Annotated in this window: 17 protein-coding genes and 1 pseudogene; 3 read left to right on the forward strand and 15 right to left on the reverse strand. The window is 71.5% G+C overall.

Translation table 11 applies throughout. The features are described from left to right. From ACRDTB_RS29685 to ACRDTB_RS29710, 6 genes and pseudogenes are all read right to left on the reverse strand, one after another. Positions 1-305: pseudogene (locus ACRDTB_RS29685) on the reverse strand (hypothetical protein); the annotation flags it as partial. Next, positions 302-928 (reverse strand): RNA polymerase sigma factor SigM, encoded by a 627-nt coding sequence (gene sigM / locus ACRDTB_RS29690; protein ID WP_431435481.1) that lies wholly within the window; start codon positions 926-928, stop codon positions 302-304. The gene sigM and the pseudogene ACRDTB_RS29685, both read right to left, overlap by 4 nt. 53 nt (positions 929-981) lie before the next feature. After that, a complete protein-coding gene (locus tag ACRDTB_RS29695; protein ID WP_431435482.1) occupies positions 982-2,535 on the reverse strand; it encodes a protein kinase family protein in 1,554 nt (517 codons plus the stop codon). Positions 2,536-2,648: 113 nt separating this feature from the next. Then, a complete protein-coding gene (murJ, locus tag ACRDTB_RS29700; protein WP_431435495.1) occupies positions 2,649-4,220 on the reverse strand; it encodes a murein biosynthesis integral membrane protein MurJ in 1,572 nt (523 codons plus the stop codon). A 76-nt stretch (positions 4,221-4,296) separates the two neighbouring features. Continuing rightward, a complete protein-coding gene (locus tag ACRDTB_RS29705) occupies positions 4,297-6,468 on the reverse strand; it encodes a DUF6049 family protein (protein ID WP_431435483.1) in 2,172 nt (723 codons plus the stop codon). A gap of 6 nt (positions 6,469-6,474) precedes the next feature. Beyond that, positions 6,475-7,056, reverse strand: coding sequence for an NUDIX hydrolase (locus tag ACRDTB_RS29710; protein ID WP_431435484.1), 582 nt, complete (start codon positions 7,054-7,056; stop codon positions 6,475-6,477). Positions 7,057-7,191: 135 nt separating this feature from the next. On the opposite strand from ACRDTB_RS29710, the gene ACRDTB_RS29715 reads away from it, so the two are divergent. Then, entirely contained in the window at positions 7,192-8,610 is a 1,419-nt protein-coding gene (locus ACRDTB_RS29715; RefSeq protein ID WP_431435496.1) for a CCA tRNA nucleotidyltransferase, read from the forward strand. Here ACRDTB_RS29715 and ACRDTB_RS29720 read toward each other — a convergent pair. Then, positions 8,579-9,919 carry an MFS transporter gene (locus ACRDTB_RS29720; RefSeq protein ID WP_431435485.1) on the reverse strand — a complete coding sequence of 447 codons (1,341 nt, stop codon included), beginning with the start codon at positions 9,917-9,919 and terminating at the stop codon, positions 8,579-8,581. The genes ACRDTB_RS29715 and ACRDTB_RS29720 overlap by 32 nt on opposite strands. 271 nt (positions 9,920-10,190) lie before the next feature. Between ACRDTB_RS29720 and ACRDTB_RS29725 the strand changes: the two genes are divergently transcribed. Beyond that, positions 10,191-10,778 carry a YqgE/AlgH family protein gene (locus ACRDTB_RS29725; RefSeq protein ID WP_431435486.1) on the forward strand — a complete coding sequence of 196 codons (588 nt, stop codon included), beginning with the start codon at positions 10,191-10,193 and terminating at the stop codon, positions 10,776-10,778. On the opposite strand, the gene ACRDTB_RS29730 is transcribed toward ACRDTB_RS29725, so the two are convergent. After that, positions 10,740-11,174 (reverse strand): SdpI family protein, encoded by a 435-nt coding sequence (locus tag ACRDTB_RS29730; RefSeq protein WP_431435487.1) that lies wholly within the window; start codon positions 11,172-11,174, stop codon positions 10,740-10,742. The two genes, ACRDTB_RS29725 and ACRDTB_RS29730, sit on opposite strands and share 39 nt — an antisense overlap. Before the next feature lie 407 nt (positions 11,175-11,581). On the opposite strand from ACRDTB_RS29730, the gene leuS reads away from it, so the two are divergent. After that, complete coding sequence (gene leuS, locus ACRDTB_RS29735) at positions 11,582-14,434, forward strand: leucine--tRNA ligase (RefSeq protein WP_431435488.1); 2,853 nt, start codon at positions 11,582-11,584, stop codon at positions 14,432-14,434. Between the two features lie 392 nt (positions 14,435-14,826). Here the strand turns inward: leuS and ACRDTB_RS29740 are convergent, their stop codons facing one another. The 7 genes from ACRDTB_RS29740 to ACRDTB_RS29770 all read right to left on the reverse strand — a co-directional run bounded on the left by ACRDTB_RS29740 (position 14,827) and on the right by ACRDTB_RS29770 (position 21,227). Next, a complete protein-coding gene (locus ACRDTB_RS29740) occupies positions 14,827-15,273 on the reverse strand; it encodes a hypothetical protein (RefSeq protein ID WP_431435489.1) in 447 nt (148 codons plus the stop codon). A 100-nt stretch (positions 15,274-15,373) separates the two neighbouring features. Then, positions 15,374-16,552, reverse strand: a complete 1,179-nt coding sequence (locus ACRDTB_RS29745) for a glycine C-acetyltransferase (protein ID WP_431435490.1) — start codon at positions 16,550-16,552, stop codon at positions 15,374-15,376. Next, complete coding sequence (tdh, locus tag ACRDTB_RS29750; protein WP_431435491.1) at positions 16,552-17,598, reverse strand: L-threonine 3-dehydrogenase; 1,047 nt, start codon at positions 17,596-17,598, stop codon at positions 16,552-16,554. The genes ACRDTB_RS29745 and tdh overlap by 1 nt, the downstream gene beginning before the upstream one ends. Before the next feature lie 34 nt (positions 17,599-17,632). Further along, positions 17,633-18,265, reverse strand: a complete 633-nt coding sequence (locus ACRDTB_RS29755; protein ID WP_431435492.1) for a DUF1707 SHOCT-like domain-containing protein — start codon at positions 18,263-18,265, stop codon at positions 17,633-17,635. 66 nt (positions 18,266-18,331) lie between these two features. Then, positions 18,332-18,988, reverse strand: a complete 657-nt coding sequence (locus ACRDTB_RS29760) for a response regulator (RefSeq protein ID WP_431435498.1) — start codon at positions 18,986-18,988, stop codon at positions 18,332-18,334. Positions 18,989-19,020: 32 nt separating this feature from the next. Next, the gene (macS, locus tag ACRDTB_RS29765; RefSeq protein WP_431435493.1) at positions 19,021-20,172 is read right to left on the reverse strand and encodes a MacS family sensor histidine kinase; all 1,152 of its coding nucleotides are present in this window, start codon (positions 20,170-20,172) and stop codon (positions 19,021-19,023) included. Continuing rightward, on the reverse strand, positions 20,157-21,227 hold the full coding sequence (locus tag ACRDTB_RS29770) for an AI-2E family transporter (RefSeq protein WP_431435494.1): 1,071 nt from the start codon (positions 21,225-21,227) through the stop codon (positions 20,157-20,159). The genes macS and ACRDTB_RS29770 overlap by 16 nt, the downstream gene beginning before the upstream one ends. Between the last annotated feature and the right edge of the window lie 2 nt (positions 21,228-21,229).

Consider the following 21,229-nt stretch of genomic DNA (forward strand, 5'->3'; position numbering starts at 1 on the left):
GGGGTGGGCGGCGTGGCGGTGGCGACCCGGCCGCTGGCCCGGATCTCCGCCTCGAGCGCGGCGTCGAGGCGGGCGGCGTACCGCGCGGGCATGGGCTCGACCGGGGCGTTGCCCAGCTGGCCGAGGCCGACCTTGACCTCGTCCAGCGCGGCGAGGACGGCTCGTGCCTCGGGGTCGGCGTTGACCAGCGGCCACAGGCGCTCGGACTCGGCCCGGTCGAGGACACCGGCGTGCAGGTCGGCGAGGACGTCGACAGACCACGGAGGCCCGGTTGGGCCGCCCGCCCCCTTCTTGCCGTCTGTCATCGTCCCTCCCAGCGGCGCCTTGCCGGCACACTTCGCCCTTCAACAGCGCCATCTGGGACGTTCGCTTCTGCATCCGGGTTCCGGAGATGGCCGAGAACTTTGGCTAGTTTGGCGCGCCCCCGTGCGCACCGGCTCTTCACGGTTCCCTCGGCGATCCCGAGCATCTTGGCCGTCTCCGCGACCGAGTATCCCTCGACGTCGACCAGCACGATCGGGACCCGCTGGTCCTCGGACAGCTGGCTCAGCGCGTTCTGCACGACGAGCCGGGTCTCCCGCTCGGACATCGAGTCGCGCGGGGCGGCCGGCTCGCCGGGGCCGGTCTCCGGCAGTGGCACGGTCGGCCGGGCCTGCCGGCGGCGCACGCGGTCGAGGCAGGCGTTCACCACGATCCGGTGCAGCCACGTCGTGACCTGCGACTCCGCACGGAACGAGGCGGCCGCGCGGAACGCCGAGATGAACGCCTCCTGCAGCGCGTCGGATGCTTCCTCCGGATCTCGCAGCGTGCGCAGCGCTACGGCCCACATCCGGTCTCGGTGGCGGCGGACCAACTCAGCGAAGGCACGCGGGTCACCGGCGGCATGCGCCGCGATGAGGGCGGCGTCCGAACTGGCGGCGGTGGTCACCCGAAGAGGATATCGGGCGCCCGGTCAGCGGCCAGAGGTGTGGCCATGGACACTCACCTGGCGCGGATGAAGGCGAGCTCGCCGATCGAGGACTTGTTGCCCTCGCCCAGGGTGCGGACCCACACGATGAGGTACTGGGTCGGCTCGGCGCTGCGCAGCTCGATCCGCGTCGTGCCGCTCTGCAGCTCACCCTTGGCGATCACCTTCGTCTCGGACAGGTCGGGCTCCGGCGACGGGGCGGTACGGATCTCGACGACCGTTCCGGGGCTCGGCGAGTCGATCTCCACCGCGGCGAAGCGGACCGAGTCGGCGAACGACGCCATGATCCCCACACCCGGCTTGAGCGCGGGGAACTGCTGCTCGTAGGTGTCGGTCTCCCAGAGTGTGCCCGAGTCGTCGTCGGAGACGTTGCTGGCGTTCTGTTCGTCGTCCTCGGTTCCCTCGGGGTTGTACTCGGCCACCCCGGCCGGGTCGATCGGGCCCGCCGCCTGCGGCTTCGGCGGCGCGCTCTCGCCCTCCTTCGGCGGCGGCTGGCTGATCGTGATCGGGGTGCCGGAGCTGCCGGTGTCGTCGCCGAAGAAGTCGATCAGCAGGAGGCCGGCCCACGCCAGCACGCCGACCGTGGCCACGGCGAGCGCGGTCACGCCGATGGCGAGCTTGCGCCGCCGCATCTTGTCGTGGACCGGCGGGCGGGTGGTCCACACGGGCCCGTCGTCGTCCTCCGAGCCCTGCTCGACCGGTCGCATGTGCTCGGTCTGCTCGGCCGACACGGCGGCCTGGCCGAGCACGGACAGCAGGGTGGCGCTGTTGCGGATGCCGCCGATGGAGGTGTCCTCGAGGCTGCGCAGCGCGACCGCGGACAGCTCGTGCGGCACCGGGGTGAGCGTCTCCGGCGCCACGATCGCGCCGTCCGGGGTGAGCGGCGGGGCCGGGATCGCGGACGGGCCACCGGGCAGCGGCCAGCGTCCGGTGAGCAGCAGGTACAAGATCGCGCCGAGCCCCTTGACGTCGTCGCGCTGCACGGCCTCGGGCAGCGCGCCGGGGAAGGCGAGGCGCAGCGTGCCCTCCGGGGTGACCCGGATCCGCTGCGGGTGATCGACGCCCAGTACCAACCCGGCAACGTGCGCCCGCTCCACGGCGGCGGCGAGCGGCTCGAGCAGCCGGGCGGCGGTCGCGGGCGGCAGCGGGTGCTCGGCGATCAGGTCGACGAGATCCGTGCCGGCCGACCAGTCCGCGACGACCATGCCCAGCAGGCCCTCGCCCGCGGCCACGCCGCTGCCCAGGCTCAGCACGTCCAGTACCCGGGCCATCCCGGGGTGGTTGAAGCGCGCCGCGTGCATGGCCCGCTCGAGCGTGCGGCGGGCGTCCTGCGCGCGGGCGGAGTCGCCCGGCTCGCCGACCAGCACGGTGAGCGCGACGTCCCGGCGCAGCTGCCCGTCGCGGGCCCGCCACAGGTGCGCGTTCACCCGCTCGTCGACGCCGAACTGGGCGAGCAGCCGGTAGCGACCGTCGCCGATCACGGCACCGGGCAACAGGAAGTTCTCCCCGGCGCCTCCGCCGCCGGGGCTCAACTCTCCCGTGAGGGAGTCGGTTCGCCTCGTCGTCACTGCTCTCTCCCCGCCCAGCGCCCCAGCCAGAGGCAGGATCGCGCGACGGACACCTGTTCTGCCGATCGAAACGAGCCTACGTGAGTTGCGCAGGTTCGTCTTTTCGTTCGTCCCTACCCTCGACGCATCAGTCGGGTGATTCGTTGCCAGGCGGGGTTCAACTCGGGCACCTTGAACGCCACGAGCAGGCCGAACGCCACGACGATCGTCACCAGGCTCTCGACGGTCAACAGCACCCAGGCGGTCGCGGTGTCCCCGAAGCCGTCCGGCAGCACGAGCCCGACCAGCAGGCCGGCGAGGAACGCGAGGACGACCCCGGCGGTGCCCGCCACCAGGGTCTGCACGATCACCTTGACCACTCGCATGCTTTGCAGCCGGCCGAGCCGCACCCACAGCCACATCTGGCCGAGCACGGCACCGACGACGAACGTGAGCGAGTTGACCAGCAGCACGCCGATCACCACGTCGTCGGGGCGCAGCTGGTCGCGGCACAGATAGAGCAGCGGGATCTTCACCACGGTCATCACGACCATGATCAGCGTCGGCGTCCGGGCGTCCTTCATCGCGTAGAACACCCGCAGCTGCAACATGACCAGCGCGTACGGGAGGATCCCGAACGCGGAGAAGGCCAGCGCGTCGCCGAGCCGCCGCGCGTCCACGACGTCGGCGTTGCCGTAGTTGAACAGCGCGACGCCGATGGCCGAGCCGGCGACGGTCAGCACCGCGCTCAGCGGCACCAGCAGCACGGTCGACAGCCGCCCGGCGAGCGAGAGGTCGTCGACGAGCCGCCCGGTGTCGCGGTCCGCGGCCGCACGGCTCAGCCTGGGCATGATGGCGGTCAGCAGCGACACCCCGATGACCCCGTACGGCAGCTGGAAGAGCAGCCACGCGTTCGCGTAGATGGCGGCACCGCCGGGGGCGCCCGCGGTGAGCACGCGGGTGGTGAACACCAGCCCGATCTGGCTGACCGCCACGTACCCGACGATCCACAGCGCGAGTCCGCCGAACTCGCGCAGCCGTGCGTCGACGCCCCAGTTCCAGCGGAAGCGGAACCCGATCCGGCGCAGCGCCGGCAGCAGCACGAGCGCCTGCACGGCGATGCCCAGCGTGACGCCGATGCCGAGCACGAGCAGCTTCGCGTCGCCCATCCGGACCGGGTTCAGCGAGATCTCGCCGGGGACGATCGCGTACAGCCCGATGGTCAGCATGACGATCAGGTTGTTCGCCACCGGGGCCCACGCCGGCGGGCCGAACACGTGCTTGGCCTGCAGGATCGCGGACAGCAGGGCGAACAGGCCGTAGAAGACGATCTCCGGCAGCAGCAGGTAGGCGAACGCCGTGGCGAGCTCGGGATTGGCCTCGCCGGTGGAGCCGTCCATGTAGAGCCGGGTGAACAGCGGGGCCAGCGCCACCGCGACGACCGTGGCCGCCATGAGCATCGTCATCGCGACCGTCAGCAGCCGCTGGGTGTAGGCCGCGCCGCCGTCGGCGTCGTCCTGCGCGCGGACCAGCAGCGGCACCACGATGCTCGCGAGCACGCCGCCGAGCAGGAGCTCGTAGACGATGTTGGGCAGCGTGTTGGCCACGGTGAACGAGTCGTTGACCACGCCGAGGCTCGCCGCCCAGGCCAGCATGACCTTCCACGCGAAGCCCGTGATGCGGCTGACCAGCGTCGCGATCGCCATCGAACCGCTGGCGCGGGCCAGCGAGGGCTGGGCACGGTCGGGCCGCTTGTTCACGGACGTAGATTCTGTATTGCCGCTAGGCGTCAACGGGAACCCCGGTGTCGTCGCTGCCCTTCGTCCTGGCCCGTGCCGCGCGTACCCGCCGGAAGACCCGGAGGATCACCAGCAGCACGAGCACCCCGCCCGCGACACCGGTGATCGCGACCGTGATGGCGCCGTAGGACGAGGACGTGACCTCCAGTCGCGCGGTGCTGCCGAGCTTCGTGCCACCCGGTGTGGTCAGCGACGCGTCGACGGTGAACCGGCCCGCGCGGATCACCTCCGCGTCGACGAGCGGGCTGCGCGAGCTGAGCGGCGGGATCCGGATGTCGGTGAACTGCACCGGGCGCAGGCCCGCGCTCGCGACGAGCTTGATCCGCACCACGATCGCGACCGGCAGCCTGTTGTTGACGTTGAGCGGGATCGGGCTGTCGCCGGAGGCCAGCGTGAGCGGCCGGCCGGGGTCCTTCACCTCCACCCGGCCGCGGAGCGTCGCGACCTGCTGGTCGACGTACTCGACCGTCGCGGTGGCCTGGTCGGCCCTGCCGCGCCAGGCGGCGGACACGCCACGCAGCAGGCCGTACTGCATCGGCGAGAGCAGCTCGTTCGGGTCGACCTCGGTGGTGTTGTCGTCGTCCATGGCGGCGAGCAGGTCCCGCTTGATCCGGTTGATGCGCAGCACGTCCGTGGTGACCGAGCGCGGGATCTCCTTCGCGGTGTCCTGCGGGGTGTAGGACAAGCCGACCGTGGAGCCCCGGTCCGGCCCGGACATCACCTGGATCAGCGACCGCGGGGTGGCGAAGCCGTCCCGGAACAGCTGCTCCGCGAGGTCGAGGTAGAGCCCGAGCTCGGTGGCCGACGCGGTCCACCGGCGCGGTGGCGCGACGATGACCGGGTCGCCGCCACGCGGGTCGAAGATCGTTCGGAAGGCGAGCGCGGCGAGCCCGTCCTGGAGGTCGCCGCTGCCCGTCGACGGCGTGAGCGACCGGGACAGCAGCGCGTCGACCGGCAACGCACGCACCGCGTTCGCGGTCTGCGGGCCGGTGACGTCGTAGGGCGCCTTCCCCTCGACGTCGCGCAGGTGGCTCGGGTCGGCGAGCACCGTGGTCGGGCCGAACGCGGCGATGTCGACGAGCGTGCGCTGGTCGACCGTGCCCCCGGCGGGCCAGTAGAGCTCCTTGGCCGGCTGGACCGCGAGGATCTGGTGCACGACCGCGGCGCTGGCGAGCGAGAGCTGGGAGAGGTCCACCGCACCCGAACGGGACAGGGCGACGAGGTCCGCGTCCGCGTACGGCACGGAGATCACGCACTGCCCACGGGTGAGCTCGCGGAGCCGATTGAGCCAGTCCCTGGCCGCCTCGGTTCCCTTGCCGGGAACCGTGCGGCCGCCTTCCACACGCACCTTGTAGGGGCGGGTCATGCCCTCGACGGTCTGCAGCAGGTCCGGGTCGACCGCGAAGCACATGGAGCTTGGCAGCGTGCTGTTCGCCACGGCGGCCGTGCTCACGGAGCTCACCAGGCCGAACAGCCGCCCGTTGACCGCCAGGGACTCCGCGAGGTCGTCATCGGTGAGCACGATCTGCCCGTCGGTGGTGGACAGCCGCCGCGGCTGGGTGTCGAGGATCGGCCAGACGAAGCTCAGGCCGGGCGGGGTCGGCTTGGGCCGGGCCACCTTGCCGCCGGGGGCGGAGAGCACCGGCAGCGGGATCGACACCGCCGCGAGCCGGGCCTGGCCGCCGAAGTCGGGCCGGCCGTTGACGTTGACGAGCGTCGGGTAGACCCCGGGCTCGGAGAGGGCGAGGGACTGCTCCGCGCCGCGCACGCGGACGACGACCTCGAACCGCGCGGTTTCGCCCCGTTCCAGCGAGTCGGCGACGTCCACGAACTCGGAGCTGGCCGAGTCGGTGTCGAGCTCGCCGAGCTCGCGCAGTTGGGCCTCGGTCTCCACGGGTTCGCCGCGCTGCACCTTGACCCGGACCTCGTCGACCAGCCGGTCGCCGGTGTTCGTGATCCGGCCGGCGACGGTAAGCCTCGGGGTCGCGGTGGTGACGACCCGCGGCGTCAGCGAGTCGACCTCCAGCCGAAGGGTCGGCGTGCCACCGGTGGGCTGCAGGTCACCGATCGACCCGGCCACGGCGGGGGTCGCCAGGGGGCCGAGTGCCAGGAGCGCCGTCATGAGGAAGCCGGCGCCCGCCTTCCACCTCGTCACGCCGGCTCAGCCCCCGTCCGCCTTGGCCGGCTCCTCGCCGGTCGCGGTCCCGGCGGCGCTCCGGGGCGGGTCGCCGTCCGGTGCCATGCGCAACTCCAGCAGTTCGAGCGCGCGCAGCACCAGCCGGCGCTCGTCGGCGTAGGCAAGCCGCTCCTCCAGCTCGTCGAGGGGGACCCAGGCGACCTCGGTCACCTCGACGTCGTCGTCGGACAGTTCGCCGCCCCGCTGGGTCATCAAGAAGTGGTGCACGGTCTTGTGGATCCGGCGGCGGTCGGCGACGAACCAGTAGTCGATCGTGCCGAGTGGTCGGATTATCTCGCCCAGGATGCCGGTCTCCTCGCGGACCTCCCGAACCGCGGTCTGCTCCGGCGTCTCGCCCTCCTCGATGTGGCCCTTCGGCAGCGACCACAGCAGCCGGCCGCGCCGGTCGAGCCGGCCGATCAGCGCCACCATCGTCCGGTCGGCGCTGATCACCACGCCGCCCGCCGACGTCTCGTCGACCGCGGCCATCCGATGCCCGCGCTGGCCACGGCGCCGCCCGCGGCGCCCCGACCGGGCACCCCGGGGCCTGCCGGACGACGAGTGCATGTTCGCGATCGTAGTGTGGCGCCGCCGGGCGGGTCGGCGGTCAGCGGTCCGGCCGGGGCCCGGCACGGCCAGGTGCGCCAGATACGCTCGTGCCCCGTGTCCAACCTGACCCAACACGATGCCGGATCTCATGCCATGGTGGAGCGCCTGCACTTTCCGGTCGCGGAGGAACTCGCCGAGCGGTTCGCCACGGCCGGGCACCGGCTCTACCTCGTCGGCGGGACCGTGCGCGACGCCGTGCTGGGCCGGCTGGGCAACGATCTCGACTTCGCCACCGACGCCCGGCCCGAGCAGGTGCGGCGGCTGGTATCCGGATGGGCGGACGCCGTCTGGGACACCGGGATAGCGTTCGGCACGATCGGCGCGCGGCGGCGCGGCACGGAGTGCGAGATCACCACGTTCCGGGCCGACACCTACGACCGGAAGGGCCGCAGGCCCGAGGTCCACTTCGGGGACTCGATCGAGGACGACCTGGTCAGGCGCGACTTCACGGTGAACGCGATGGCCGTCGACCTGTCCACGAAGACGTTCATCGATCCGCACGACGGGCTCTCCGCGCTGGCCCGGCGCCGGCTGGACACCCCCGCGACGCCGCAGGAGTCCTTCGCCGACGATCCGCTGCGGATGATGCGTGCGGTCCGGTTCGTGAGCCAGCTCGGCTTCACCGTGGAGCCCCGCGTGCTCGCCGCGATCGGCGAGATGCGCGACGAGCTCACCCGGGTCACCGCGGAGCGGATCCAGGCCGAGCTCTCGAAGCTGCTCCGCGGCCGGTTCCCGAGGCGCGGGATCGAGCTGATGGTCGACACCGGCCTCGCCGGCCACGTGCTGCCGGAGGTCCCGGCCATGCGGCTGGAGATCGACGAGCACCATCAGCACAAGGACGTCTACCACCACTCGCTGGTTGTCCTGGACCAGGCGATCGCGCTCGAGGACCCGGACGCCTCGCCGGACCTCGTGCTGCGCCTCGCCGCGCTGCTGCACGACATCGGCAAGCCCGCGACGCGGCGGTTCGTCCAGGGCGGCGGCGTGAGCTTCCACCACCACGAGGTCGTCGGCGCCAAGCTGGCCCGGAAGCGGTTGCGCGCGCTGCGATACCCGAAGGAGATCATCGAGGACGTGGCCCAGCTGGTGTACCTGCACCTGCGGTTCCATGGCTACGGCCGGGGCGAGTGGACCGACTCGGCGGTGCGCCGCTACGTCACCGACGCCGGCCCGCTGCTGACCCGGCTGCACAAGCTCGTCCGCGCCGACTGCACCACCCGCAACCGGCGCAAGGCGGCCGCCCTGCAGCGCACCTACGACAGCCTCGAGGAGCGGATCGCGCGGATCGCGGCCGAGGAGGACCTCGCGCGCGTGCGGCCGGACCTCGACGGGAACGAGATCATGCGGTTGCTCGGCCTGCCCCCGGGCCCGCTGGTCGGCCAGGCCTGGCGGTACCTCAAGGACCTGCGCCTGGACCGCGGTCCGCTGGAGCACGACGAGGCGGTCGCGGAGCTGCGCCGGTGGGCCGACGAGCAGGGCATCACGCCGCCCGAACGACCCCCTGGCGGGTGACCATCCCGAAGGTCAGCATGCCGACCAGGTAGAGCACGGTCGCGATGACGATCAGCGTCGCGGACTCACCGTTGGCCGGGATCATCGCCGCCGCGATCGCGATGGCCACGACCTGGGCGACGTTGAACAGCATGTCGTAGAGCGCGAACACCCGGCCGCGGGCCTCGTCGCCGATGTCGCGCTGCACGGCGGCGTCCACGCACAGCTTGATCACCTGGCCGGCGTAGGAGATGAGGAACGCGGCGACCAGGGCGGTCGGCATGATCATGGGCAGGCCGAGGGTGAGCTGGGCGGCCGCGGCGAGGCCGAGCGCGCTCAGCACGGTCCGCTTCCGGCCGAAGCCGGTGACCAGCCGCGCGGTCGTCAGCCCGGCGATGAAGATCCCGGCCGCGCCGGCGCCGAGCACCACGCCCAGGCCCGGCAGGCCGGCCTCGATCGGTCCGAAGTCTTCGAAGCTGAAACGCATCAGCAGCACGGTGAGCAGCAGCGAGATGCCGAACGACGCGCGGTGTGCGAGCAGCGCGCAGAACCCGGCGGCGACGCTCGGCGTGCGGATGGCGACCCGGGCGCCGTCGAAGAGCCCGTGCGCGACGGCGGCGATCGCGGTGGCCGGCTCGTCGATCTTGTCCGGGCCGAGCGCGCCGCGGGTGAACCGTGCCGCGAGCCAGCCCGCGGCCACCGCGCCGGCAGCGGCCACCGCGGTCGTCCCGCCCGAGCCGCTGTTGCCCTCGCCGAAGACCTCACGGAGTAGCACGGCGCAGCCGGCACCGGTCACGGAGACCACCGCGCCGAGCGTGACCGACAGCGCGTTCGCCTCGACCAGGTTGCGTATCGGCACGACGTGCGGCAGCGCGGCGGACAGGCCGGCACCGATGAACCGGCTGATGCCGATCACGATGAGCGCCAGCATCAGCAGCGTCAGCCCGCCCACCCCGGCCGCGACGCAGATCGCGGCGGCGATGATCAGGACGCTCTGCAGCAGGTTGGCCGCGACCAGAACCCGGCGCCGATCCCAGCGGTCCAGCAGCGCACCCGCGAACGGCCCGATGATCGAGTACGGCAGCAGCAGGACGAGGAACCCGGCGGCGATGGCCGTCGGCGAGACCTGGCGTTCGGGGTTGAACACGACCGCGCCGGCGAGCCCGGTCTGGAATAGCCCGCTGCTCCACTGCGAGGCGAACCGGCTGAGCAGGAGGCGCCGGAACCCGGCGAGCCCCAGGAGTCGGCGGGCACCGATCCGGATGTGGTGCGCGGACTCTGAATCACCTGCCCGAGTGACTTCGTTCGCGTCCCGCGCCGACGTGCTCACGGGACGTCAGCCTACGGTGCGGATGAACCTGGAAAGTCCGAAGGGCGTGCGCCCGGTCGAGGCGCACGCCCTTCGGTGACGGAGCATCTGGTCGCCTCTCGGCGGTGTGGCGCGACGTGACTCCAGCCGGACGGTATTCCACGACGGCGGTTCTCAGTTGGGCCCGGGGGACTCAACGATGCTCCAGCCACCAGCAACAACGTGCCGGCCCGGCCCATTGTTCCCCATTAGCCATACGGCCGCTGGATTCCGACTCGACGGGTGGGATCATGTGCCTGTGCGATCCGATGTCCCCGATGCAGCCGTGGAGCCGGGCACGCTGCTCGTGGCGGCGCCCAGCCTGACCGACTCCAACTTCCGCCGCACCGTGGTCTTCGTGATCGACCACCGGGGCGAGGGCACCCTCGGCGTGGTGCTGAACCGGCCGAGCGAAGTCCCGGTCGACGACGTGCTGCCGAGCTGGGGGCCGCACGTGAGCGTGCCCGGCTCGGTGTTCGTGGGCGGACCGGTGGAGCAGAAGACGGCCCTGTGCCTCGCGGCACTGCGCACCGGCGAGGAGCCGAACGGCGTGAAGGGCCTGATCGGCGTGCGTGGCCCGGTGGCGCTGGTCGACCTGGACGCCGACCCGGAGATTCTGGTGCCGAAGTTCAAGGGCCTGCGGGTGTTCGCCGGCTACGCGGGCTGGGACGTGGGCCAGGTCGAGGGCGAGATCGAGCGCGGTGACTGGATCGTGGTCCCGGCCCTGCCGAACGACGTGCTCGCGCCGGCCGACCAGGACCTGTGGGGCCGGGTGCTGCGCCGGCAGGGCATGCCGCTGGCGCTACTCGCCACCCACCCCGGCGACGTCCGCACCAACTGACCCGGCCGCCCGGCCGGCGAGCTCGCAGCCGCCGCACGCGCAGCCCCGGCACCCGGGCGGCAGCTCCGGAGGCTCCTCGGGGAGGGCCTCGGCGGCCCGGTGCCCGAGCAGCCCGCCGGCCACGGCGATCGCGACCATCCCGACGAAGCCGATGACGGTGACCACCAGCCCGGCGGCCAGACCCGCGGCTCCGCTCGCCACCCCGACCAGCCCGGCCACGGCGACCGGCGGCCCGGCGACCTTGTTCGCCACCCGGAAGGCCCGCTCGCTGCGCAGCGACGCGGGTGTGCGCACGCCGCCGAACCGGTTGCGCGGCAGCCGCTCGAGCCACCCGAGCACCCCGACGACACCAATCCCCGACCCGATGACCAGCGGCACGAGCGCGACGAGTTCCACGCCCCGATCGTAAGTGGTCGCCCCGCGCCGCCCGCCGCCCGTCCACAACCGCGCGACCTGTCCACAGACAAGGCCGACAACCCCGAAACCGTCACCCCCCACCAATAGAATGGAGCCACGGGGTGCCCCCGGAGAGGGTGGGGGCGTCGCGGATGGGGTGCACGCGCGCGAGTACACGTGATTTCGTGGAGTGGCAAGGGGATTCGTGCGGGGTGCTGTGGGCGGTTCCCCGGGGCGTGGGCCGTGGCGGAAAGGGTGTTGGTGTGCGCGGTATCCTGGTGCTATGAGCGCCGGACGCATGCTCCTTACTTGGCCGCGCTGACCGGCGGTTGGCGCGGCGGACCCCTCATGCCCTTGGGCAGAGGGGTCTTGTTGTGTTCGGAGCACGCACCACGGAAGGACCCACGATGAGCCCCACGACCAGCGACGCCGACGAGTCGGTGCCGGCCCACCGCTACACCGCCAGGCTGGCCAACTCCATCGAGCCGCGCTGGCAGCAGTTCTGGGAGGAGGACGGCACCTTCCACGCGCCCAACCCGGTCGGTCCGCTGGCCGGTGAGGTACCCGAGGACAAGCTGTTCGTCCAGGACATGTTCCCCTACCCGTCGGGCGCGGGGCTGCACGTCGGCCACCCGCTGGGGTTCATCGGCACCGACGTGTTCGCCCGCTACCACCGGATGACCGGGCGAAACGTGCTGCACACCATGGGGTTCGACTCGTTCGGCCTGCCCGCCGAGCAGTACGCGGTACAGACCGGCCAGCACCCGCGCAAGACCACCGAGGACAACATCGAGCGGTACCTGAGCCAGATCCGCCGCCTGGGGCTGGGCCACGACGAGCGCCGTCGAATCGCGACCACGGACCTGACCTACTACCGCTGGACCCAGTGGATCTTCCTGCAGATCTACAACGCCTGGTACGACGAGAAGGCGAACAAGGCGCGCCCGATCGCGGAGCTGGAGGCCGAGTTCGCGCAGGACAAGCGCTCCACTCCGGACGGTCGTGGCTGGTGCGAGCTGACCCGGGTCGAGCAGCGGCGGATCATCGACTCCCACCGGCTGGTGTACCAGTCCGAGGCGCCGGTCAACTGGTGCCCGGGCCTGGGCACCGTGGTGGCCAACGAGGAGGTCACCGCCGAGGGACGCAGCGACCGCGGCAACTTCCCGGTGTTCCGCAAGAGCCTGCGTCAGTGGATGATGCGGATCACCGCGTACGCCGACCGCCTGGTCGACGACCTGGAGCTGCTGGACTGGCCGGAGAAGGTCAAGACCATGCAGCGCAACTGGATCGGCCGGTCGGCCGGTGCGCAGATCCGCTTCCCGGTCGGCGACCGCGCGATCGAGGTGTTCACCACCCGCCCGGACACCGTCTTCGGCGCCACCTACATGGTCCTGGCACCGGAACACCCGCTGGTCGACGAGATCACGGCCGGCACGTGGCCGGACGGCACCGCCGAGAGCTGGACCTCCGGCGCCGCGACCCCGGCCGAGGCGGTCGCCGCCTACCGCCACGCCGCGTCGCAGAAGTCCGAAATGGACCGCCAGGAGAACAAGGACAAGACCGGTGTGTTCGTCGGCGCGTTCGCCACGAACCCGGTCAACGGCAACCAGATCCCGGTGTTCATCGCCGACTACGTGCTGATGGGCTACGGCACCGGCGCGATCATGGCGGTGCCCGGCCAGGACCAGCGCGACTGGGACTTCGCGACGAAGTTCGGGCTGTCGATCATCCGCACCGTGCGGCCGAGCGAGGACTTCGAGGGCGAGGCCTACACCGGCGCCGGTCCGGCGATCAACTCCCGCCAGGAGAACGGCGTCAGCCTGGACGGGCTGGACATCGACGAGGCCAAGAAGACGATCATCGAGTGGCTGGAGCGGCATGGCCACGGCGCGGGCAAGCTGCAGTACAAGCTGCGCGACTGGCTGTTCGCCCGCCAGCGTTACTGGGGCGAGCCGTTCCCGATCGTCTACGACGAGAACGACCTGCCGGTCCCGCTGCCGGAGAGCATGCTGCCGATCGAGCTGCCCGACGTCGACGACTACTCCCCCCGCACGTACGACCCCGACGACGCGGACACCGAGCCGTCGCCGCCGCTGTCGCGTGCCGAGGACTGGATCGAGGTCGAGCTGGACCTGGGCGACGGCCGCAAGCGCTACCGTCGCGACGCCAACGTGATGCCGCAGTGGGCGGGTTCGTGCTGGTACCAGCTGCGCTACGTCGACCCGACCGACACCGAGCGGTTCTGCGAGCCGGAGAACGAGAGGTACTGGCTGGGCCCGCGGCCCGAGGAGCACGGCCCGGGCGATCCGGGCGGGGTCGACCTCTACATCGGCGGCATCGAGCACGCGGTGCTGCACCTGCTGTACTCGCGCTTCTGGCAGAAGGTGCTCTACGACCTCGGCCACGTGTCCGCCCCCGAGCCGTACCGCCGGCTGTTCAACCAGGGCTACATCCAGGCCTACGCCTACACCGACTCGCGCGGCGTGTACGTGCCGGCCGAGGAAGTGTCCGAAATGGACGGCAAGTACCTCTGGAACGGGCAGGAGGTCCGCCAGGAGTACGGCAAGATGGGCAAGAGCCTGAAGAACGTCGTCACGCCGGACGAGATGTGCGAGCGCTACGGCGCGGACACGTTCCGGTTCTACGAGATGGCGATGGGCCCGATGGACGTCTCCCGCCCGTGGGCGACGAAGGACGTCGTGGGCGCCCAGCGGTTCCTGCAGCGCCTGTGGCGCAACGTCGTCGACGAGAACACCGGCGAGCTGCGCGCGGGCGACGACGAGCCGGACGAGGCGACCCTGCGCGCCCTGCACAAGGCGATCGACGGCGTGCACGCGGACTACGCGAACATGCGCTTCAACACGGCGGGCGCGAAGCTGATCGAGCTGAACAACCACGTGACGAAGGCATACGCCGGAAAGCCGGTCCCGCGCGCGGTGGTGGCGCCGATGGTGCTGATGCTGGCGCCGCTGTGCCCGCACATGGCGGAGGAGCTGTGGTCACGGCTGGGTCACGACGGCTCCCTGGCCCACGGCCCGTTCCCGCGGGCGGACGAGCGCTACCTGGTCGAGGAGACGGTCGAGTACCCGATCCAGGTCAACGGCAAGGTCCGCTCCCGAGTCACGGTCCCCGCCTCGGCCGACGCGGACGAGGTCAGGGCGGCGGCCCTGGCCGAGGAACGCATCGCCGCACTGACTGACGGCAACGAGCCCCGCAAGGTGATCGTCGTCCCCGGCCGCCTGGTGAACGTCGTCCTGTAGTGGGTCGTCCGTGGGCGAGTGCCCGAAAACGGGACACGCGCCGCCGGCACCGATCGCTCGGGGGGCTACGCGACCGGTACCGGCGGCGCGAAATCCGGCCGATGCCTGCTGGGCTAGGCCGGACCCCGACGCTGGCATGCTCCGCCGGCGTTGGGCCCCGACTGCGACGTCTCCGGTCTCCCGGCCACGCCACCTGTCAGGGACGACGAACATTGTGGCACTACGGGTCGCATGTGCTAACTAATCGTTAGCACTTGCGCACGATCGCCACGATGTCGTATCCGGATGACTCCGCAGCGTGCCGACGTGGGTTTTCGGCCTCTGCTTTCGTCGTTCGGACTGAGCAAGCCTCGTCCGGCCGGGGATGTGAGACATCGGTCAACTGACGGATATCAGCTCGCGAAGAACCGGCTGGCATCCCCCGTGGACAGCAGCACGATGGCCGCCACGGACAGCAGGGCCACCACGATGTTGATCACCATGATCACGACCAGCGACGGTGCCAGGAACGACAACACGATGCCGAGGATGTTCAGCGACGCGAAGACGTACACGACGACCCTCGCCCACTGCTTGCGCTTCGGCAGGTTCGCCGCCGCCAGCGCGAGGACCAGCCCGATGACCAGGATCCCGATCGCGACGCCCGTGTATGCGGGCGCGCCCTCGGCCACGATCTCCCGAGGTAACGAGGTCGCTCCCGATTTCTCGACCCACGCGTCGACGAGGTCGTCCTCGAACGCGAACGTCAGGGCGACGCGGAGCACGACGAGCACGAGGATCGCCCAGACGGCGAACACCGCGTTGCGTACGGCGGGCGGGGTGATGGTTGGTGCGGACATTCGAAACTCCCAACGTGTCGGGGTTATGGGAATACCGACACTGAGTGACCGTGGTGTCCGTTCGTTCCGAAGTCTGTGCGGGGGCAAAGGGAAAGGCGGCTTACAGCTTCGCGCGAGCCGCGATGAACGCCTCGACCGCGCGGTCGACGTCGTCGGTGGAGTGCGCCGCCGACAACTGCGTGCGGATCCGGGCCTTCCCGTGCGGCACGACGGGATAGGAGAAGCCGATCACGTAGACGCCCTGCTCCAGCAGCAGGTCCGCCATCCGGCCGGCGAGGGCCGCGTCGCCGATCATCACGGGGATTATCGGGTGGTCGCCCGGCAGCAGGTCGAAACCGGCCTCCGTCATCCGCGACCGGAACAGCGCGGTGTTCGCGCGCAGCCGCGCCAGCAGCTCGCCCGACGAGCCGAGCAGGTCCAGCGCGGCCAGCGCGGCGGACGTGATCGACGGCGCCAGCGAGTTCGAGAACAGGTACGGCCGCGACCGCTGCCGCAGCATCGCCACGATCTCCGCCCGCCCCGAGGCGTACCCGCCGCTCGCCCCGCCGAGCGCCTTGCCCAGCGTGCCGGTCAGCACGTCCACCCGGTCGGACACCCCGAACAGCTCCGGCGTCCCGCGCCCGGTCGGGCCGACGAAGCCGACCGCGTGCGAGTCGTCCACCATCACCAGCGCGTCGTGCGCGTCGGCCAGGTCGCAGATCTCGTCCAGCGGCGCGAGGTAGCCGTCCATCGAGAACACGCCGTCGGTCGCGATCATCCGGTAGCGGGCGTCCACCGCCTCCTTGAGCTGGCGCTCGAGGTCGGCCAGGTCGCGGTTCTTGTAGCGCAGCCGCTTCGCCTTGCACAGCCGGACGCCGTCGATCACCGACGCGTGGTTGAGCTCGTCGGAGATGACCGCGTCCTGCGGGCCCAGCAGCGTCTCGAACAGCCCGGCGTTCGCGTCGAAGCACGAGCTGTAGAGGATCGTGTCCTCGGTGGACAGAAAGTCCGACAGCGCACGCTCCAGTTCCTTGTGCGGCTCCTGCGTGCCGCAGATGAACCGCACCGACGCCATGCCGAAGCCCCAGCGGTCCAGCGCCTCCTTGGCGGCCGCGACGAGCGCCGGGTGGTCGGCGAGACCGAGGTAGTTGTTGGCGCAGAAGTTCAGCACCTCCGGGTCCGGACCGACCCGGACCGTGGCGTTCTGCGGCGTGCTGATCACCCGCTCCGCCTTGTACAACCCCGCCTCGCGGATCTCGTCCAGCTCGTCGAGCAAGCTCTGCCGCATGGCGCCGTACATCAGGATGCTCCTCCGTCCGAATGAGTCCAGTCGAGAATGACCTTGCCGCACCGGCCCTCGCGCGCGGTCGAGAACGCCTCCGCGTGGTCGGTGTGGTGGAACCTGTGCGTGATCACCGGCGAGATGTCGAGCCCCGCCTGCAGGAGCACCGACATCGCGTACCAGGTCTCGAACATCTCGCGGCCGTAGATCCCCTTGATGGTCAGCATCTTGAAGACCACCCGGCTCCAGTCGACCGCGATCTCGGAGGCCGGCAACCCGAGCATGGCGATCCGCCCGCCGTGGGTCATGTTCGCGATCATCTCGCGCAGCGCGGTGGGCTGGCCCGACATCTCCATGCCCACGTCGAAGCCCTCGGACATGTCGAGCTCGCCGTACACCTCGCCGATCGCGTGCCGGCTCACGTCCAGCGCGACGTCCACGCCAATCTTGCGGGCCAGGTCCAGCCGCGGCTCACTCACGTCGGTGATCACCACGTGCCGCGCGCCCGCGTGCTTCGCGACCGCCGCGGCCATCAGCCCGATCGGTCCGGCGCCCGTGATCAGCACGTCCTCGCCCAGCACCGGGAACGACAGCGCCGTGTGCACGGCGTTGCCGAACGGGTCGAAGATCGCCGCCACGTCCAGGTCCACGCGGTGGGTGTGCACCCAGGCGTTCTGCTCGGGCAGCACCGCGTACTCGGCGAACGCGCCCGCGGTCTGCACGCCGAGCCCGATCGTGTTGGCGCACAGGTGCCGCCGGCCGGCATTGCAGTTGCGGCAGGTGCCGCACACCAGGTGGCCCTCGCCGCTGACGAGGTCGCCCACGTTGACCTTGGTGACCGCGGCACCGATCTCGACGACCTCGCCGACGAACTCGTGCCCGATGACCAGCGGCGGTGAGATCGTCGCGGCGGCCCACTCGTCCCACGCCTCGATGTGCAGGTCCGTGCCGCAGATGCCGGTCCGCAGCACCCGCAGCTTGACGTCGTTCGGCCCCGGTTGTGGCTCTGGCACGTCCGTCAGTGCTAAACCAGGACCCTGGGCGCCCTTGACCAGAGCCTTCACGCGTTCCTCCGCACGTTCATGTGTCCAGTAGGTGTCAGTCGCTGGCCCGGCTGATCTTCCACGGCGACCGGATCAACAGGCTGCCGATCCGCACGTAGCTCGCCCGGCGCACGTGCAGCGAGCCCGCGGTGAGCGTGCCCGTCACCACGAACCGCGGCGTGCCGCCGCCGGCACCGACCTTGTCCTTGATGCTGCCTGCCGTCACGCGCACCTGGTCGGTGACCACCGACGCGCGCTCCGGCAGCAGCAGCTTGACCGAGCCGCCGCTGACGTTCAGCGCGATGCGCACCTCGTCGTAGGCGATCCGGGCCTCGCTGAAGTCCAGCTCCGTCGATCCCAGCCGATTGTGGACGATCAGCTCGCGCGGCACCGTCCACGGCCCGTGCCGCCTGAGGGTCGACATGTTGGCGCGTAGCTCGACCGGCTTCTCCCGCACCGGCGAGTCGGGATCCCGGTGCGTCACGCCCGGCAGGTCGATCAGCACGGCGTTCAGCTCGGCACGCGTCTTCGCCGCCAGCGCCGTGTCGGTGCGCTCGGCGAACTCGTCGAGCGAGAGCATGCCGTGGCCGATCGCCTTCTGCAGCACGTCCACCACGTGCGCGCGTTCCGAATCGGACACCCGCAGCTCACGGGGATCGATCGGCTCCGGCGCCGGCGGCACGTTCACGCCCCCACGGTATGCCATCGCGGGTGGTCAGCTGGCGGAACCGTCTGGGTCGGGCATTCCCGCAGCCTATTGAGGTACCTGTCGCCCGCCGCCGTCCGGCTCCTCGTCCAGCCCGTGCTCGATGGCGTAGCGGGCGAGCTCGACGCGGTTGTGCAGCTGGAGCTTGCGCAGCGTGGACTGCACGTGGTTCTCCACCGTGCGGTGCGAGAGCGTGAGCCGGCCCGCGATCTGCCGTGCCGTCAACCCCTTGGCCACCAGGCGAAGCACCTCGGTCTCCCGCTGGGTCAGGCTCGGCTCGCCGGCGCTGGGCTCGGCCGCCATCCGCCGGTACTCGCCCAGCACCAGGCCCGCGAGGCCCGGCGTGAACACCGCGTCGCCGGCCGCGGTCCGGCGCACGGCCTCGACGAGCTCGGTGGCCGACGCGGACTTGACCAGGTAGCCGGACGCACCGGCCTTCACCGCCTCCAGCACGTCGGCGTGCTCACCGCTCGCGGACAGCACGAGCACCCGGGTCCGCGGCAGCGCACCGGTGATCCGCCGGATCGCCGCCACCCCGGACACGCTGCCGAGGTTGAGGTCCATCAGCACGACGTCCGGGCGCACCGTGCCGGCGATGCGCACGGCCCCGTCCGCGTCGCCCGCGGTGGCCCGGACCTCGAAGCCGCGCTCGGCCAGGTCCCGGGCCACGCCGTCGCGCCACATCGGGTGATCGTCGACGACCATCACGCTGATCGGTGTGGACGTCGGTGTGGACGTCACCGCGGCGTCCCGTCGCGGGGCACCCGCAGCTCCCACTCCACGCCGACGCCCGGCGCGGTCTCCAGCTCGATCGTGCCGCCCAGCTCGGTCACCCGGCCACGCATCGAGCGCGCGATCCCCATCCTTCCCTCCCGTTCCGCCTCCTCGATCCGGCTCGGCACGATGCCGACGCCGTCGTCGCGGACGCTCACGACGACCTCGTCGCCGAGATCCTCCAGCAGCACCCATGCCCGGGCGTCCGGTCCCGCGTGCTTGGCCACGTTGGTCAGCGCCTCGCGCACCACCGACTCGAGCTCGCCGGCCACCGCCGCCGGCAGCCGTACCGCGGTAGCCGGCACCGACACCTCCGTGCGCCCCGAGGCCAGCAGCTTCAGCCGCCCGGCCAGGTCCGCCGTACCGTCCTGTGTGGACACGTGTCCGGTGGACACGAGCGCGCGCAACGCGATCTCCTGCTCGCCGGCCAGCCGGGCGAGCTCGGCCGCCTCCCCGCGCAGCTCCCCGCCCTGCTGTCGCACGCGGGCCAGCACCTGCAGCACGCCGTCGTGGATGGAGCGCGCCAGCCGGTCCCGCTCGGCCGTGGCGGCCTCCGCCCGCAGCGCCGCCGCGAGCCGCTCGGCGGACCGGCGGGACGAGGACGCCGCGAGCCCCAGCACGAAGCCCACGCCCACGAGCAGCACCAGGTCACGCGTCAGGTCGGTGTCGACGTAGCCGCGCACGCCGTAGTTGAACGCGGCCACCACCGCGCCGAACCCCGCGCCGACGGCCGGCCCCGCGCACACCGCGCCCGCCGCCACCACGCCGGTCACCCAGACCGTCGTGACGAGCGGAGCCTGAGCGACCGACAGCTGCACCGGGGTGAGCACCAGGCGCGAGGTGCACATGAGGGCGCAGCACACGGCGAGGTCGAGCACGGTGAACCCGAGCACCGGCCCGGACGGACGCAGGTAGCGGACGGCGATCACGACCGTCCACGCGGCCATCGCGCCGACCGTGGCCAGCGCGAGCCACGGCCGTGCGTACTCGTCGAGGTACACCAGCGTCACGCCGGCGGCGAAGAGCAAGGTCAGCACGCGCAGCAGGACGGCCGCGCGCCACAACGGGACCGTGGGGTCCTTGCCGGCCGGCGTGGCGGTCACGGCCGTTCCCATGTCGCCTTCGTGTCACCCTCGCCGGACTCCTCCGGCTCCCCCGCCTCCGGTTTCTCGGACTCCCGCTCGTGCAGGACGTCGACCTCGCCCGGCGGCACCTCGTCCTCGCTCACCAACGACCGCACGCCCGCGTTGAGCACGGCCAGCAGGGGCACCGCGAGCAGCGCACCCGCGATGCCGGCCGCGATCAGGCCGCCGGCGATGGCGAGCACGACGGCCAGCGGGTGCAACCGCACCGCACGGCCGAGCAGCCACGGCTGCAGCACGTGGCTCTCCAGCTGCATCACCCCGATCACGATGCCGAGCACGACCAGCGCCGCGATGAACCCGTTGGCCACCAGGGCGATCAGCACGGCGACCGTGCCGGCCACGAACGCGCCGATGATGGGGATGAACGCGGACAGGAACACCAGCGCGGCCAGCGGGATCACCAGCGGCACCCCGACGATCGCGAGCCCGATGCCGATGCCGACCGCGTCGACCAGCGCCACCGCCGCGGTCGCCCGCACGTAGCTGACCAGCGCGGCGAACCCGCGGCGGCCGGCCACGTCCACGCGCTGGCGGACCCGCTGCGGGACACCGCGCGTGACGAAGCGCCAGATGCCCTGGCCGTCGTAGAGGAAGAAGATCAGCACGAACACCGTGAGCAGCAGCCCGGTGAGGATCTCGCCGATCGTCGCGGCGGTGGTGATCGCGCCTTCGGTGATCGCCGCCTGGTTCTTCTCGATCGCGCCGATCGCGTTGTCGAGGAACGTCTGGATCTGCGAGTCACGCAGGTGCAGCGGGCCGGTCCGCAGCCAGTCACGGATCTGGCCGAGGCTGTCCGACACCTGTTGCTGCAGCTGGGGAAGCCCGGCGGTGAACGTGATGATCACGAACGTGATCAGGCCGCCGACGATCGCGATGCCCGTGACCATCACGATCGCGGAGGCCAACCCGCGCGGCATGCCCATCCGCACCAGCCGGTCCACGCCCGGCGCCATCAACGCGGCCAGCAGCAGGGCGATCGCGATCGGCACGAGCACGTGCGCGAAGTAGCCCGCCAGCCACACGATCG

It is taken from the genome of Actinophytocola sp., from assembly GCF_050699935.1.
GTDB lineage: Bacteria > Actinomycetota > Actinomycetes > Mycobacteriales > Pseudonocardiaceae > Actinophytocola.

Bases quoted from the DNA above. Each gene is read 5' to 3' on its own strand.
- leuS (WP_431435488.1), top strand. From the start codon at position 11,582: ATGAGCCCCACGACCAGCGACGCCGACGAGTCGGTGCCGGCCCACCGC.
- murJ (WP_431435495.1), bottom strand. From the start codon at position 4,220: ATGGCGATCGCGACGCTGGTCAGCCGCATCACGGGCTTCGCGTGGAAG.
- macS (WP_431435493.1), bottom strand. From the start codon at position 20,172: ATGGGAACGGCCGTGACCGCCACGCCGGCCGGCAAGGACCCCACGGTC.
- ACRDTB_RS29760 (WP_431435498.1), bottom strand. From the start codon at position 18,988: ATGGTCGTCGACGATCACCCGATGTGGCGCGACGGCGTGGCCCGGGAC.
- ACRDTB_RS29715 (WP_431435496.1), top strand. From the start codon at position 7,192: ATGGTGGAGCGCCTGCACTTTCCGGTCGCGGAGGAACTCGCCGAGCGG.
- ACRDTB_RS29740 (WP_431435489.1), bottom strand. From the start codon at position 15,273: ATGTCCGCACCAACCATCACCCCGCCCGCCGTACGCAACGCGGTGTTC.
- ACRDTB_RS29710 (WP_431435484.1), bottom strand. From the start codon at position 7,056: ATGCACTCGTCGTCCGGCAGGCCCCGGGGTGCCCGGTCGGGGCGCCGC.
- ACRDTB_RS29745 (WP_431435490.1), bottom strand. From the start codon at position 16,552: ATGTACGGCGCCATGCGGCAGAGCTTGCTCGACGAGCTGGACGAGATC.